This window comes from Rhodovulum marinum (assembly GCF_004343075.1).
GTDB classification, from domain to species: Bacteria; Pseudomonadota; Alphaproteobacteria; order Rhodobacterales; family Rhodobacteraceae; genus Rhodovulum; species Rhodovulum marinum.
Genome location: NZ_SLXP01000016.1, coordinates 25,388 through 39,123, shown reverse-complemented (window position 1 = coordinate 39,123; position 13,736 = coordinate 25,388). Strand labels below are relative to the sequence as shown.

Annotated in this window: 13 protein-coding genes; 4 read left to right on the top strand and 9 right to left on the bottom strand. The window is 68.4% G+C overall.

What is annotated here, in order from left to right; translation table 11 throughout:
- Positions 1–181: 181 nt before the first annotated feature.
- Positions 182–928, bottom strand: a complete 747-nt coding sequence (locus tag EV662_RS17370; protein ID WP_132465458.1) for a class I SAM-dependent methyltransferase — start codon at positions 926–928, stop codon at positions 182–184.
- Between the two features lie 66 nt (positions 929–994).
- Here EV662_RS17370 and gloB point away from each other — a divergent pair, with 66 nt between their 5' ends.
- From gloB to EV662_RS17355, 3 genes are all read left to right on the top strand, one after another.
- Complete coding sequence (gene gloB, locus EV662_RS17365) at positions 995–1,762, top strand: hydroxyacylglutathione hydrolase (RefSeq protein ID WP_132465455.1); 768 nt, start codon at positions 995–997, stop codon at positions 1,760–1,762.
- 165 nt (positions 1,763–1,927) lie between these two features.
- On the top strand, positions 1,928–4,258 hold the full coding sequence (gene clpA, locus EV662_RS17360) for an ATP-dependent Clp protease ATP-binding subunit ClpA (RefSeq protein WP_132465452.1): 2,331 nt from the start codon (positions 1,928–1,930) through the stop codon (positions 4,256–4,258).
- A 65-nt stretch (positions 4,259–4,323) separates the two neighbouring features.
- Positions 4,324–4,851: a M23 family metallopeptidase gene (locus EV662_RS17355; RefSeq protein WP_165915646.1), complete on the top strand. Its 528-nt coding sequence runs from the start codon at positions 4,324–4,326 to the stop codon at positions 4,849–4,851.
- On the opposite strand, the gene EV662_RS17350 is transcribed toward EV662_RS17355, so the two are convergent.
- The 3 genes from EV662_RS17350 to EV662_RS17340 all read right to left on the bottom strand — a co-directional run bounded on the left by EV662_RS17350 (position 4,848) and on the right by EV662_RS17340 (position 8,348).
- The gene (locus EV662_RS17350; RefSeq protein ID WP_132465447.1) at positions 4,848–6,533 is read right to left on the bottom strand and encodes a peptidoglycan -binding protein; all 1,686 of its coding nucleotides are present in this window, start codon (positions 6,531–6,533) and stop codon (positions 4,848–4,850) included. The two genes, EV662_RS17355 and EV662_RS17350, sit on opposite strands and share 4 nt — an antisense overlap.
- 4 nt (positions 6,534–6,537) lie before the next feature.
- Positions 6,538–7,740 (bottom strand): biopolymer transporter ExbB, encoded by a 1,203-nt coding sequence (locus tag EV662_RS17345; RefSeq protein ID WP_132465444.1) that lies wholly within the window; start codon positions 7,738–7,740, stop codon positions 6,538–6,540.
- Between the two features lie 68 nt (positions 7,741–7,808).
- Positions 7,809–8,348 carry a gamma-glutamylcyclotransferase gene (locus EV662_RS17340; protein WP_132465441.1) on the bottom strand — a complete coding sequence of 180 codons (540 nt, stop codon included), beginning with the start codon at positions 8,346–8,348 and terminating at the stop codon, positions 7,809–7,811.
- Positions 8,349–8,416: 68 nt separating this feature from the next.
- On the opposite strand from EV662_RS17340, the gene EV662_RS17335 reads away from it, so the two are divergent.
- Positions 8,417–9,418, top strand: a complete 1,002-nt coding sequence (locus EV662_RS17335) for a DUF2125 domain-containing protein (RefSeq protein ID WP_165915645.1) — start codon at positions 8,417–8,419, stop codon at positions 9,416–9,418.
- Positions 9,419–9,448: 30 nt separating this feature from the next.
- Here EV662_RS17335 and EV662_RS17330 read toward each other — a convergent pair whose 3' ends face one another.
- The 5 genes from EV662_RS17330 to rpsD form a co-directional block, all read right to left on the bottom strand.
- Positions 9,449–10,240: an extensin-like domain-containing protein gene (locus EV662_RS17330; RefSeq protein ID WP_132465435.1), complete on the bottom strand. Its 792-nt coding sequence runs from the start codon at positions 10,238–10,240 to the stop codon at positions 9,449–9,451.
- Positions 10,240–11,160, bottom strand: coding sequence for a prephenate/arogenate dehydrogenase family protein (locus EV662_RS17325; protein ID WP_132465432.1), 921 nt, complete (start codon positions 11,158–11,160; stop codon positions 10,240–10,242). Before EV662_RS17325 ends, EV662_RS17330 begins: the two co-directional genes overlap by 1 nt.
- Entirely contained in the window at positions 11,157–12,242 is a 1,086-nt protein-coding gene (gene hisC / locus EV662_RS17320; RefSeq protein ID WP_132465429.1) for a histidinol-phosphate transaminase, read from the bottom strand. The genes EV662_RS17325 and hisC overlap by 4 nt, the downstream gene beginning before the upstream one ends.
- A 75-nt stretch (positions 12,243–12,317) precedes the next feature.
- A complete protein-coding gene (locus EV662_RS17315) occupies positions 12,318–12,854 on the bottom strand; it encodes a TIGR00645 family protein (RefSeq protein ID WP_132465427.1) in 537 nt (178 codons plus the stop codon).
- Positions 12,855–13,001: 147 nt separating this feature from the next.
- Complete coding sequence (gene rpsD / locus EV662_RS17310; RefSeq protein ID WP_132465424.1) at positions 13,002–13,622, bottom strand: 30S ribosomal protein S4; 621 nt, start codon at positions 13,620–13,622, stop codon at positions 13,002–13,004.
- Positions 13,623–13,736: the final 114 nt, after the last annotated feature.

The following is a 13,736-nucleotide window of genomic DNA, read 5'->3' as shown; positions in this document are numbered from 1 at the left end:
ACGCTCCGAAATCGGCGTGGGTGTAGCAGAGGCCGCGGAACCTCGCAACCGCCTAGAGCGGCTTATTGTGTCGCTGATCCACGGTCGCGCCGCAGCCCCGGTTTGGCAAGCGAAATCGGCCACACGGAACGGTTGCGCGGCGGCATGGCACAGGGGGCGCGAAAGCCCTTGTTTGCCGGGCTCAGGCGGGTTCGGCCCCGGGCTTGGGCAAGCCTTCGAGAATGCGCAGAGGGCGCGGCACCGCGTCTTTCACCGCCAGCCCGGACGGCCGGTAGACGCGCTTGGTCGCCTCGACGATCAGCACGCCGCCCGCATAATAGGCAGAGATGCGACGCCCGGTATTTTCCCACATCGGCGCCGTTCTCAGCCAGAATCGCCGCGCGCTGGGGGGCGCGAACAGCGCGGCGCGGTGGCCCTCGGGTTCGAAGCCATGGTGGCGCAGTTGCGATTCGAGCTGGCCGTTGGAATAGGGCCGGCCAAAGCCGAACGGGGTGCCGTCGCGCCGCGCCCAGAGCCCCGAGCGGTTCGGAACGATGAACAGCGCGCGCCCCCCGGGGCCCAGAACGCGCGCGGCCTCTTCCAGCACGGCCGCCGGGTTCTCGGACGTTTCCAGCCCGTGCAGCACGATCAGCTTGTCGACGAAACCGTCGGGCAGCGGCCAGGCGGTTTCCTCGCACAGCACCGAGACGTTGTCCTGCCCGGCGGGCCAAGGCATCACTCCCTGCTGGCCGGGCATCAGCGCGATCACCCGGCGCGCATCCAGCGTGAAGGGCCGCATCAACGGCACCGCAAAGCCGAACCCCGCCACCGTCTGGCCCTTGGCCTCGGGCCAGATATCCACAACCTGGTCGCGTATTGCCCGCTGCGCCACGCGCCCCAGATTGGTGCGGTAGTAGAAATTCCTCAGGTCCAGGACGTCCAGGTGCATTGCGGCGCGCGCTGCCTTCGGGCCAGGGTTACGGACCCCAAGATAACCATGCGGAGCCAGATTGCCATGCCCCTGGAGATCGTCACCATCCCCTGCCTCAGCGACAATTACGCCTATCTCGCCCATGACCCGGCGACGGGGGCGACCGCGGTCGTCGACGTGCCCGAGGCCGCGCCGGTCGAAGCGGCGCTGGCGGAACGGGGCTGGCGGCTGAGCGACATATTGATCACCCATCACCACCAGGACCATGTCGGCGGGGTCGAGGCGCTGCGCGACGCCCATGGTGCCCGCGTCGTCGGGGCCGCGGCCGACGCCCACCGGCTGCCACCGCTGGACCTGGCCCTGGGCGATGGCGACAGCATCTCGATCGGGGCCGCGACGGGGCGGGTGCTGGACGTTTCCGGTCACACCGTCGGCCACATCGCCTATCACTTTCCCGACAGCGGCGTGGTGTTCACCGCCGACAGCCTGATGGCGCTGGGGTGCGGGCGGGTGTTCGAAGGCACGCCCGAAATGATGTGGGCCAGCCTGTCGAAGCTGGCCGCCCTGCCCCCCGAAACGCTGGTCTGTTCGGGCCATGAATACACCGCCGCCAACGGCCGCTTTGCCCTGACGATCGAGCCCGAGAACGCCGCGCTGCGGGCCCGGGTCGCCGAGGTGGCCGTGCTGCGCGCCGAGGGCCGGCCCACGGTCCCCTCGCGGCTGTCCGAGGAACTGGCGACGAACCCGTTCCTGCGCGCCGGGCAGGACGCCGTGAAACGGGGCGTCGGCATGGAAGGCGCGCCCGATGCCGACGTTTTCGCCGAGGTCCGCGCGCGCAAGGACCGTTTCTGAAATCGGGAAGAACGCCGAAAAACAAGGCGTTTCCATGACAGCGGTCAAGATTTGAACAGAAAAAACTTGAAGCGCGCCCGCAAACACCAAAACTTAATCCTGAGAGGCCAAGGTTGAGACAGGGTTTTGCCACCCGTCGGCCACAGGAAGAAAGGAGCACGTCTCGTGCCTTCGTTTTCGAACACACTCGAGCAAGCCATCCACGCCGCGCTCGCGTTGGCCAATGCCCGACGGCATGAACTGGCCACGCTGGAGCATCTGCTCCTTGCGCTGATCGACGAGCCGGACGCCGCCAAGGTGATGAAGGCGTGCTCGGTCGATCTCGAAGAGCTGCGCAAGACGCTGACCGAATTCATCGAGGACGAGCTTTCGACCCTCGTCACCGATATCGAAGGATCCGAGGCAGTGCCGACCGCGGCGTTCCAGCGGGTGATCCAGCGCGCCGCGATCCACGTCCAAAGCTCGGGCCGCACCGAGGTGACGGGCGCCAACGTGCTGGTGGCGATCTTCGCGGAACGGGAATCGAACGCGGCCTATTTCCTGCAGGAACAGGACATGACGCGCTATGACGCGGTGAATTTCATCGCCCACGGCGTGGCCAAGGATCCGTCCTTCGGCGAACATCGCCCGATCACCGGTGCCAGCGAGTTCGAGGAAGAGGCCCAGCCCGGCGGCCAGGCCGAAAGCGGCGATTCCCGTGAATCCGCGCTGGCGAAATACTGCGTCGACCTGAACGCCAAGGCCCGCAAGGGCGATGTCGACCCGCTGATCGGCCGCGAGCACGAGGTCGAGCGCTGCATCCAGGTGCTGTGCCGGCGGCGCAAGAACAACCCCCTGCTGGTGGGCGATCCCGGCGTCGGCAAGACCGCCATCGCCGAGGGCCTGGCGCGCAAGATCATCTCGGGCGAAACGCCCGAGGTTCTGGCCAATTCCACGATCTACTCGCTGGACATGGGCGCGCTGCTGGCCGGCACCCGCTATCGCGGCGATTTCGAGGAACGTCTGAAGGCGGTGGTCACCGAACTGGAGGACCACCCCGACGCGATCCTGTTCATCGACGAGATCCACACCGTGATCGGCGCCGGGGCGACCAGCGGCGGGGCGATGGATGCCTCGAACCTGCTGAAGCCCGCGCTTCAGGGCGGCAAGCTGCGCTGCATGGGATCGACCACCTACAAGGAGTTCCGCCAGCATTTCGAGAAGGACCGCGCGCTGTCCCGCCGGTTCCAGAAGATCGACGTGAACGAGCCCTCGGTCGAGGACGCGATCAAGATCCTCAAGGGCCTCAAGCCCTATTTCGAGGAACATCACGATGTGAAATACACCTCGGACGCGATCAAGACGGCGGTGGAACTGTCCGCACGCTATATCCATGACCGCAAGCTGCCCGACAAGGCGATCGACGTGATCGACGAGGCCGGCGCGGCACAGCACCTGGTCGCGGAATCCAAGCGGCGCAAGACCATCGGCACCAAGGAGATCGAGGCCGTGGTGGCCAAGATCGCTCGCATCCCGCCGAAAAACGTCAGCAAGGACGATGCCAGGGTTCTGCAGGACCTGGAAAGCACGCTCAAGCGCGTGGTGTTCGGTCAGGACAAGGCGATCGAGGCGCTGTCGTCGTCGATCAAGCTGGCCCGCGCCGGCCTGCGCGAGCCCGAGAAACCCATCGGCAACTATCTGTTCGCCGGGCCCACCGGCGTCGGCAAGACCGAGGTCGCCAAGCAACTGGCCAGCACGCTGGGCGTCGAACTGCTGCGCTTCGACATGTCGGAATACATGGAGAAGCACGCGGTGTCCCGCCTGATCGGCGCGCCCCCGGGCTATGTCGGGTTCGACCAGGGCGGTCTGCTGACCGACGGCGTGGACCAGAACCCGCATTGCGTGCTGCTGCTCGACGAGATCGAGAAGGCGCACCCGGACGTGTTCAACATCCTGTTGCAGGTGATGGACCACGGCAAGCTGACCGACCACAACGGCCGGCAGGTGGATTTCCGGAACGTGGTGCTGATCATGACCTCGAACGCGGGCGCCACCGAACAGGCCAAGGCCGCCATCGGTTTCGGTCGCGACCGGCGCGAGGGCGAGGATACCGCCGCGATCGAGCGGACCTTCACGCCCGAGTTCCGCAACCGGCTGGACGCGGTGATTTCCTTCGCGCCGCTCGGCAAGGAGGTCATCATGCAGGTCGTCGAGAAGTTCGTCCTGCAACTCGAAGCGCAGCTGATGGATCGCAACGTCACCATCGAGCTGAGCAAGCCCGCGGCCGAATGGCTGGCCGACAAGGGCTATGACGACAAGATGGGCGCGCGCCCGCTGGGCCGGGTGATCCAGGAAAACATCAAGAAGCCGCTGGCCGAGGAACTGCTGTTCGGCAAGCTTTCCAAGGGCGGCGTGGTCAAGGTCGGCGTCAAGGATGGCGAGATCGACCTGCAGATCGAAGAGCCCGAGAAGCGCCGGCTTGGCTCGAAGAAGCCGCCGCTTCTGACGGCGGAGTGATCCACCGCGCCAGCGCGGCCCTGGTCCTGTCCCTCGCGGCCCACCCGGCCGCGGGGGACATTCGTTTGGCGCTGCCGATTGATTGCTGGCCGGGGCATGATTGCACGATCGCCGCCTATGTCGACCGCGACCCGGGCCCGGGCGCGGCCGATTACACCTGCGGCCCGCTCAGCCGCGACGGGCAGACCCGCACCGAGTTCACCGCGCCCCCGGGCACCGCGGTGATCGCCCCGGCGCCCGGCACCGTCATCGCGCTGCGCGACGGCCTGCCGGACGCCATGCCCGGCCGGCCGGCCGAGTGCGGGAACGGCGTGGTGATCGACCACGGTGCGGGATGGCTGACCCGGTATTGCCACCTCGCCCGGGACAGCGTGGCGGTTCGCCTGGGCCTGCGCGTCGCCAAGGGCACGCGGCTGGGCCTGGTCGGCGCAAGCGGTGGCGCGGACCGGCCGCTTCTGGGTTTCGAACTGCGCCGCCGCGGCGCTGTTGTCGATCCCTTCGCCCCGGACGATCCCGTCACCTGCGACGGACGGCAGAAACGCACGCTCTGGCAAGCCCCCCCGCCCTATGCCGGCCGGCAAAACGTGTTCTAGCGCTCGGTCAGTTTCAACTCGATCCGCCGGTTCTGCGCGCGGGCTTCGGCACTGTCGCCTGCGGCTACGGGCTGGTACTCGCCAAAGCCCGCCGCAGCCAGCCGGTCGGGCGGGAACCCCAAGTCGTCCACCATGAAGCGCACCACCGACAGCGCGCGTGCCTGGCTGAGTTCCCAGTTGTCGGCGAACTCGGCGCCTTCGGCCAGCGGCACGTCGTCGGTATGCCCGTCGACCCGCAGGATCCAGTCGATATCCGCCGGGATCTGGTCGGCCACATCGCGCAGGATGGCGACCACGTTCGCGATCTGCGCCTCGCCATCGGGCGAAAGCCGCGCGCGGGCGGGTTCGAACAGTACCTCGGACGAGAACACGAACCGGTCGCCGACGATCCGAACGCCCTCGCGCCCGGCCAAGAGCCGACGCAACTCGCCAAAGAATTCCGACCGGTAATTCTCGAGGTTCTTCTTTTCCTCGGCCAGTCGCCGCGCCTCTTCCTCCAGGCGCTGACGCTCGGCCTCTTCCAGTTCCGCGCGCGCGCGCTGTTCGGCGGCGGCGCGCGCCAGCGCCGCGTTCAACCGGGTTCCCAGCGCCTCGATCTGCACCTGGGCGGCGGCATCGCGCGCTTCGGACTCTTCGAGAAGGCCCTGCAAATCCCCAAGCTCGGCCCGCAGCGCGGCAAGCTGGCGATTCAGCAACGCGACCTTGCGCTGGCTTTCGGCCGAAGCCGCCTCTTGCTCGGCCAGCGCCGTGTTCGCCTGGGCCAGAAGGGCCGCGCGCCGGTCGGCCTCGCTCAGGGTCTCGGCGGCCTCCGCCGTGGCGGCATCGCGGGCGGCCTCGGCGGCGGCCAGCAGGGTCAGGGTTTCCTCGGCGCGGGCGCGCTCCTGCTCTAAGGACAGGGTCATGGCGGTCAGCTCGTCCTCGGCTCCCTTCAGCCGGTCGCGCAACGCCTGGGCCGCCGCGGCCTCGGCCAGCCGCGCGGCCTCTTCCTCGGACAGGTCGGACTGCAGCGTCTCGACCTCGCCCGCGAGCGCGGCGCGCGCCGCTTCGCTCTCGGCCTGTTCGGTGCGCAGATCGGCGATCAGCGCCTCCAGCGCCTCGCGCCGGGCCGCGGCCAGCCGCGCGGCCTCGGCCTGGGCGTCGACCTCGTCGCGCGTGGCGGCCAGCGCCAAGGAAAGCCGTTCCTGTTCGGTCATCAATTCGGCGCGCTCGGCTTGCAGCGCGGCGACCTCCCCGGCCAACGCCGCGCCCCGCTCCTGGGCGGCGTCGCGTTCCGACAACAGCCGGGCCACCTGTGCCTCGAAATCGGTGATCGAGGCGCGCGCGGCCGCCAGGTCGGCGGCCTGGGCGTCGACCCGGCCGCGCAGCGAGGCGATCAACGCCTCGCGTTCCTCGGCCTCACTCCGGGCCGAAGCCAGCGAACTGGTCAGGATGCCGATCTCTTCTTCCAGACCCTCGGCGCGGCGCTGTTCCATGCCCAGCGCGTCCGACAGGGCGGCCAGTTCCGCGCCCAGTTGCGACAGCTCGCTTTCCTGTCCGGTGATCGTTTCGCGCAGCATTTCCTGCACGATCATGAAGATCGACAGGACGAACATCAGCACCAGCAAAAGGGCGGTCATCGCGTCGACGAAGCCGGGCCAGATCGACGCCTGAAAGCGGTTGCCGCTGCGCCGGGTCAGGGCCATGGGCTCAGCTCCACCGCTCGTCCTCGGCCGACAGCCGCGACAGGGCGCGGCCGATCGCGGCCAGGTCGCCGCGCAGGTCGGTCACGGTTTCCTGCCGGCCCGACGATATCTCTTCGAGAATGCGCAACAGTTGCACGTCGATGGACCGCAGGCGCATCCGCGCCTCGGCATCGGCCATCGCACCCTCTTCGCCCATGCGCGCCTCGATCGCCGTGGCCGCACGTTCCTGGCCATCGGCCACCCGGGCCAGCGCGGCGGTCACCTCCTGGCTGTGGCCGAGCTGCCCCTCCAGCGCGACGCCCAGCGATTCCACCGCATCGGCCAGCGACCCGACGCGGGCCTCGAGCGCCTGCCGCCCCTCGTCGGCGCGAGAGAACAGCGCGTGCATCGCCTCCATCTGCTCGGCCAACTGGTCCAGCGTGGCTGCAAGCAGGCCGGTTTCGGCACCGGCCTCGCTTTCGCCGTCACCGGACGAGAATCCCAGCCGGGTGATGGTCGACAGCCATTCCTCGAGTTCGCGGTAGAACCGGTTCTGGCCGTGCCCGGCGAAGAGTTCCAGCAAGCCCACCACCAGCGAGCCCGCCAGCCCCAGAAGCGACGAGGCGAAGGCCGTGCCCATGCCGCCCAGCTGTGCCTCGAGCCCGGTCATCAGCCGGCCGAACACTTCGACGCTGCCCTCGCCCTCTTGCGGGGCGAGCGAGCGGATCGTCTCGACTACCGCGGGCACGGTCGTGGCCAACCCGTAGAACGTGCCCAGAAGCCCGAGGAAGATCAGAAGGTTGACAATGTAGCGCGTGATATCCCGCGCCTCTTCGATGCGGGTCGCGACGGAATCGAGGATCGACCGGGCCGAGGAGGCGCCGATCTGCATCCGCTTGCCCCGGCGCTTGCGCAACAGGGCGGCCAGCGGGGCCAGCAGCCGCGGCGCGCGGGTGAGTTCATGCCCCGCCCGCCCGGCGGCGAAATCCTCGATCCACTGCACCGACGAGATCAGCTGGATCACCTGCAGGAAACAGGCCAGCACGCCAACCACGAAAACCAGAAGGATCGCGCCATTCAGGTAGGGGTTCGCCAGGAAGACCGGCGCCACCTGCGGATAGGCTAGATAGGCCCCCGCCGAGAACAGCCCGATGGACAGAAGCATCAGGAAGATCTGGCGCAGCGGTCGTGAGAACTGCGGCTCGGCCTCGCGCTCGGTCATGGCCATGGAAAGCGCCCCGCCCCGTTGACGTCGCCCCCAAGTCTAGGGCATGGGCCCCGCCCGAACAACAATCATTAGCTCTTGAGCGCCCGCACGCGGTCGGCCAGCCAGGCAAGGTCGGCATCCACGATGCCAAGTTCGGCGAGGTGATCGACGGTGTTGAAAAGGTATTCGTCGTTCGGCCCCATGCCGCCGCGGGCGCGGGCGATGATCTGCGCCTGGTCTTCCAAAGGCAGCCCACCGCAATACTGCACATGGTCGGGGTCGATCACGTAGGCGACCGAGGTGAGCCCGTCGCTGCCATCTTCGAAGACCACGTCGAGTTCGGTCTCGAAATAGGCCGACGAGATCAGTTCACGCTCGCGCAGGTAGGCCAGCGTCGCGTCCTCGGTGCCCGGCTCGGCGCGCAGGACAACGCCGTGACAGCAGGCCCCCGGCGCGGCATCCAGCGCCAGCACGAGGCCCGGCTCGGTCTCGGTGCCGCGGTGGTGGATCGAGCGCATGCAAAAACTGCGGTGCCACCCGTCCAGCCGCGCCAGCCGGCGTTCGGCCACCGGAAAGCCCGGCTTCCACAGAAGCGAGCCGTAGCCGAACACCCATAGCCCGTCGCGCATCGTTCTGGTCCTTGTTGCCCGGCCCCTGTAAACCGCAAATGGAGGGGATGCGAAAGGGGGCGCCCGCGATGCGGATCCTGGCGACACTGGCGGTGCTGGCCGCGGCGCTTTGGTCGAGTTACTGGGCGTTGGCCGCGCGGGGGCTGGAAACGGGGCTGTCGCGCTGGATGGAAATCCGCCGGGCCGAGGGATGGGCGGCGGATTACACAGGGTTGGACGTCGCCGGATTTCCCACGCGGTTCGTAACCACGCTGACCGGGCTGGAACTGGCCGATCCGGGGACCGGGCTGGCCTGGTCGGCACCCGCGTTCCACATCGAGGCCGCGGCTTATCGCCCGCACCATGTCACCGTGACCTGGCCCCAGACCCAGACGCTGGCCACACCCGCCGAGACGATCGCCATCGGCGCGCAGCGCATGGAGGGGCGGCTGGCCTTGCGCCCGGGGCCGGCGCTGGAGGTGGCGGCAGCGGATTACGTTATGGAGGCGTTTTCGCTGGCCTCCAGCCTGGGCTGGGAGGCGACGATGGCCCGGGCCGAACTGAATTCCGCCGCGGTCGAGGGGCGCGAAACCACCCATGCCGTCGCCTTTGCCGCCGAGCAGATGCGCCCGCCCGCGCGGCTGGTGGCGCTGCTGGACCGGGCGGGCGTGTTGCCCGCGCTGTTCGATCATGTGCGGATCGACGCGATCCTGGGGTTCGATGCCCCCTGGGACCGCCATGCGATCGAGGACCGGCGGCCGCAGGTCACCCGCATCGAACTGACCGACCTGAATGCGAAATGGGGCGACCTGGAATTGCAGGCGGCGGGCGATCTGGACGTGGATGGCGAAGGGCGGCCCACGGGCGCACTGACCGTGCGGGCGACGAACTGGCGCGAGATGCTCGGAATCGCGCGCGCCTCGGGGCGGGTGCCGCCCGCGCTGGCCGACCGGATCGAGGACGCGCTGGAGTTGCTGGCCGGGCTGAGCGGGCGGCCCGAAACGCTGGACGTGGCGCTGCGGTTTGCGGCGGGACAAACCTGGCTCGGCCCGGTCCCCATCGCCCCCGCGCCAGATTTCACGATCCGCTAGCCACCGCCCAGTGTCGCGGCGGCCAATCGGCTAGCGGCAATAGGGGCCGCTGCGATACCGCGCGGTATCCAGGTGGAAATGGTCCTGGTGATAGCGATCGGAATCGGGACCCAGCACCGTGCCGAAGGGGCCGCAGGCGGCCTGGTGCAGCCGGCGGAGAACCTTGCCCTGCCGGGCATCGCGCCAGCCGTCCAGCACGCTGATCGAGGCGCCGTTCTTGAGGTTGATCGCCGCGACATCCACCGCCCGACCCCGGCCATGTTCCGAGATTTTCGCCCCGGCGCGGTTGTTGCGCGTGCGGCAGGCGTAATCGGCGACAACCTTGATCGAGGCGACACCCCCGCCCATCCGGCCAACAGCGGGCCGAACGCCATCCTCGACCCAGGATTTGAGCGCCTGGGCGGTGGTGCAATCCATCACCGCGGGCCGGGTCAGCGGCACGCCATCGACGGCAAGCACCTTGACCGGACGCTCGACGCCACAGCCGTTGATCCGGCCCGGGATCGGCGCCATCGCCTCGCCCCGGATGCCGGGATCGCCGCAGATCGCCCCCCGCTTGCCGGTCAGGATGGCCGAGGGCTGGTTGCGCACGCCTGAAGCGGACAGAGCGGCGGTGCGGATCGGAAGGTCGGGGCGCGGCGCAGGACGGGCAGACCGGTCGAGCGGCGCAACCGAGGCCGCAAGGGCAGGCGCGGGCGCCGGGGCCGCCTGACGCGTCGCGTCCGGGCGCGCAACGGGACGAGGCGACGTATCGAGTGGCAGCGCGGCCAACGGCCCCGCCATCAGCACCAGCGCCAGCGCGCCCGCCGCAAGCGCGCGCATCAGTTCGCTTTCTTCGCGCGGCCGAAATCGGGCGCGTCGGTGTCCTGGCCGGCCTGGATGATGCCGCGGCGGATCGCGCGGGTATGGGTGAAATAATCGAACAGAATGTCGCCCTGCCCTGTCCTGATCGCCCGTTGCAGGGCAAAGAGTTCCTCGGTGAACCGGCCCAGGATATCCAGCGTCGCGTCCTTGTTGGTCAGGAACACGTCGCGCCACATCGTCGGGTCGGATGCCGCGATGCGGGTGAAATCGCGGAAACCGGCCGCGGAATACTTGATCACCTCGCTGTCGGTCACGCGGCGCAGATCATCGGCCACGCCCACCATCGTGTAGGCGATCAGGTGCGGCACGTGGCTGGTCACGGCAAGGACCAGATCGTGGTGATCGGCATCCATTTCCTCCACCGAGGCGCCCATAGCTTCCCACAAGGCGCGCAGCCGGTCCACTGCCTTGGGATCGCTGCCCTCGGCCGGGACCAAAAGACACCAGCGATTGTCGAAAAGTTCGGCGAAACCCGAGCGCGGCCCGGAATGTTCGGTCCCCGCCAGCGGATGGGCGGGGATGAAATGGACACCCTCGGGCACATGCGGGCCGACCGCGTCGATCACCGCGCGCTTGACCGAGCCCACGTCGCTCACGGTCGCACCGGGTTTCAGGTGCGGCGCGATCTCGGCGGCAACCGCGCCCATCGCGCCCACGGGCACCGCCAGCACCACCAGGTCGGCGCCTTGCACGGCCTCGGCGGCGGTGTCGACCACGCGGTCGACCAGGCCGATCTCGGCGGCGACGGCGCGCGTCTCGGCCGAGCGCGCGGTGCCGACGATTTCCCCCGCAAGCTGCGCCCGGCGCATCGCCAGCGCCATCGACCCCGCGATCAGGCCCAGCCCGATCAGCGCAACGCGGTCGTACAGCACGCTCACCGCGCGCCCTCGCGGAACCGGGCGACGGCATGCGCCACCCGGCGGCAGGCCGGTTCGTCGCCCACCGTGATCCGCAGGCAATTGGGCAGCTTGTAGCCCGCCACCTGGCGCACGATCAGGCCCTGCGATTTCAGGAACGCGTCGCAGGCCTCGGCCTCGGCCTGGTCGGCAAAGCGCGCCAGCACGAAATTCGCGAAGGACTCGTCGGTCGGCACGCCCGCCCCGTTCAGCGCCTCGACCAGCCAGGACCGCATCCGCGCGTTCTCGGCCCGGCAACGGTCGGTATAGTCGGTATCGCGCAGCGCCGCCTCGGCGGTTTCCAACTGGGTCGTGGACAGGTTGAACGGCCCGCGAATGCGGTCCAGCACCCCGATGACCTCGGCCGGGCCATAGCCCCAGCCGATGCGCAGCCCCCCCAACCCGTAGATCTTGGAAAACGTCCGCGTCATCACGACGTTCCTGCGCGCCTCGACCAGCGCGGTGCCGCCGTCGAAACCCTCGACGAATTCCGCATAGGCGCCGTCCAGCACCAGGATCGCCTGCGGCGGCAGGCCCCCGGCAAGCCGCGCCGCGTCCTCGGCCGGGATCATGGTGCCGGTCGGGTTGGCGGGGTTCGCGATGAAGACAAGGCGCGTGCGGTCCGTGCAGGCCGCGAGGATCGCGTCGACATCGACGACACGGTCGCGCTCGGGCACCTCGACGGGCGTGGCGCCCGCGGCCAGCGCAGAGATCCGGTACATCGAAAAGCCGTGCTCGGTATGGATCACCTCGTCGCCCGGGCCGGCATAGGCCTGGCAGAGAAAGGTGATGATCTCGTCCGAGCCGACGCCGCAGATCACCCGGGCCGGGTCCACCCCGTGCACCTCGCCGATGGCCGCGCGCAGGTCCGCGTGGTCGGTCGAGGGATAGCGGTGCAGGCTATGGGCGGTGCGCGCAAAGGCCGCCTTGGCGCGTTCCGATGGGCCGAACGGGTTTTCGTTCGACGACAGCTTGATCACGTCGGTCATGCCCGCGATCTTGGACTGGCCGCCCACGTAAGGCGCGATCTCGAGGATACCGGGCTGCGGCGTGATCAGGGTCATCGGCGTCGTTTCTCCTTGGCGGGCATCCCTAACCGAGCGGTCCCGGCAAGGCCAGTGGGAAAAGCGGGGCGTCCCCTAGCCCTTCTTGGCGCGGGCCGACAGCCAGTCCATCGCCGCCATGAGAACCCCCGACAGGACAAAGACCATGTGGATCACCACCAGCCAGAACAGCTCCTCGCGGCCATAGACAGCGTCGGCGGCCTGCTGGCCGATCTCCATGAAGCGTTTCAGAAGGTGGATCGCCGAAATCGCCACGATCGAGGCGATCAGCTTCATCTTGAGGCCCGAGAAGTCCACCGACCCCATCCAGTCGGGCCGGTCGGTATGCGCCCCGATATCAAGCTTCGACACGAAATTCTCGTAGCCCGAGAACAGCACGATCAGAAGAAGGTTCGCCGCCAGCGTCAGGTCGATCAGCGTCAGGATCACCAGGATCGCCTTTTCGGCGGTCATGGTCAGAACCTGCGGCGCGTAATAGGCCAGTTCGCGCAGGAACACGATCGTCAGCAGACCCAGGGACACGACAAGGCCCAGATACATCGGCGCCATAAGCCAGCGCGAGGCGAAAAGCCCGCGTTCGAACGAGCGTTCCAGGGCAGGTTTCTCCGGCATCTCGCCCTTCCCCACATAGCGGCGCGCGTCGTGTGATGTACTGCGCGGGGGACACGCTGGCAAGCGGCGCGGGCGGACAGACGTAATAGAAACGGCCCGCCCCCGGACAGGGACGGGCCGCGTGCTTCGTGTCGGGGCGCGAGAACCTCAGTTCTGCGCGTAGAATTCGATGACGAGGTTCGGTTCCATCATGACCGGGTAGGGCACGTCGGCCAGGCCCGGCGTGCGCACGAAGGTCGCGGTCATCTTGGAATGGTCGGCCTCGATGTAATCGGGCACGTCACGCTCGGCCAGTTGGACGGCCTCGAGCAGCGCGGCCATCTGCTTGGATTTCTCGCGCACCTCGATCACGTCGCCTTCCTTGACGCGGTAGGAGGGGATATTGACGCGCTGACCGTTCACCAGGACGTGGCCGTGGTTCACGAATTGCCGGGCGGCAAAGATCGTGGGCACGAACTTGGCACGGTAGACGACGGCGTCGAGGCGGCGTTCCAGCAGGCCGATGAGGATTTCACCGGTGTCGCCGCGGACCCGCTCGGCCTCGGCATAGATGCGGCGGAACTGTTTTTCGGTCAGGTCGCCGTAATAGCCCTTGAGCTTCTGCTTGGCGCGCAGCTGGATGCCGAAATCCGACAGCTTGCCCTTGCGGCGCTGGCCGTGCTGGCCGGGGCCGTATTCGCGGCGGTTGACGGGGGATTTCGGGCGACCCCAGATGTTTTCGCCCATCCGGCGGTCGATCTTGTACTTGGCAGACGTGCGTTTGCTCACGGCTGATCTCCTTCAATCGGGCGCCACCACGGGGGCGGCAATGAAGGGCGTTGTCCTTTGCCCGGATCGGGTCCGGGGCCGACAGGCATCCCCTTGCGGGGGCCACCAACACCA

Excerpts from the sequence above, each read along its gene's own strand:
- EV662_RS17370 (WP_132465458.1), bottom strand. The coding sequence starts at position 928 with ATGCACCTGGACGTCCTGGACCTGAGGAATTTCTACTACCGCACCAAT.
- gloB (WP_132465455.1), top strand. The coding sequence starts at position 995 with ATGCCCCTGGAGATCGTCACCATCCCCTGCCTCAGCGACAATTACGCC.
- EV662_RS17350 (WP_132465447.1), bottom strand. The coding sequence starts at position 6,533 with ATGGCCCTGACCCGGCGCAGCGGCAACCGCTTTCAGGCGTCGATCTGG.
- EV662_RS17345 (WP_132465444.1), bottom strand. The coding sequence starts at position 7,740 with ATGGCCATGACCGAGCGCGAGGCCGAGCCGCAGTTCTCACGACCGCTG.
- EV662_RS17340 (WP_132465441.1), bottom strand. The coding sequence starts at position 8,348 with ATGCGCGACGGGCTATGGGTGTTCGGCTACGGCTCGCTTCTGTGGAAG.
- EV662_RS17335 (WP_165915645.1), top strand. The coding sequence starts at position 8,417 with ATGCGGATCCTGGCGACACTGGCGGTGCTGGCCGCGGCGCTTTGGTCG.
- EV662_RS17330 (WP_132465435.1), bottom strand. The coding sequence starts at position 10,240 with ATGCGCGCGCTTGCGGCGGGCGCGCTGGCGCTGGTGCTGATGGCGGGG.
- hisC (WP_132465429.1), bottom strand. The coding sequence starts at position 12,242 with ATGACCCTGATCACGCCGCAGCCCGGTATCCTCGAGATCGCGCCTTAC.
- EV662_RS17315 (WP_132465427.1), bottom strand. The coding sequence starts at position 12,854 with ATGCCGGAGAAACCTGCCCTGGAACGCTCGTTCGAACGCGGGCTTTTC.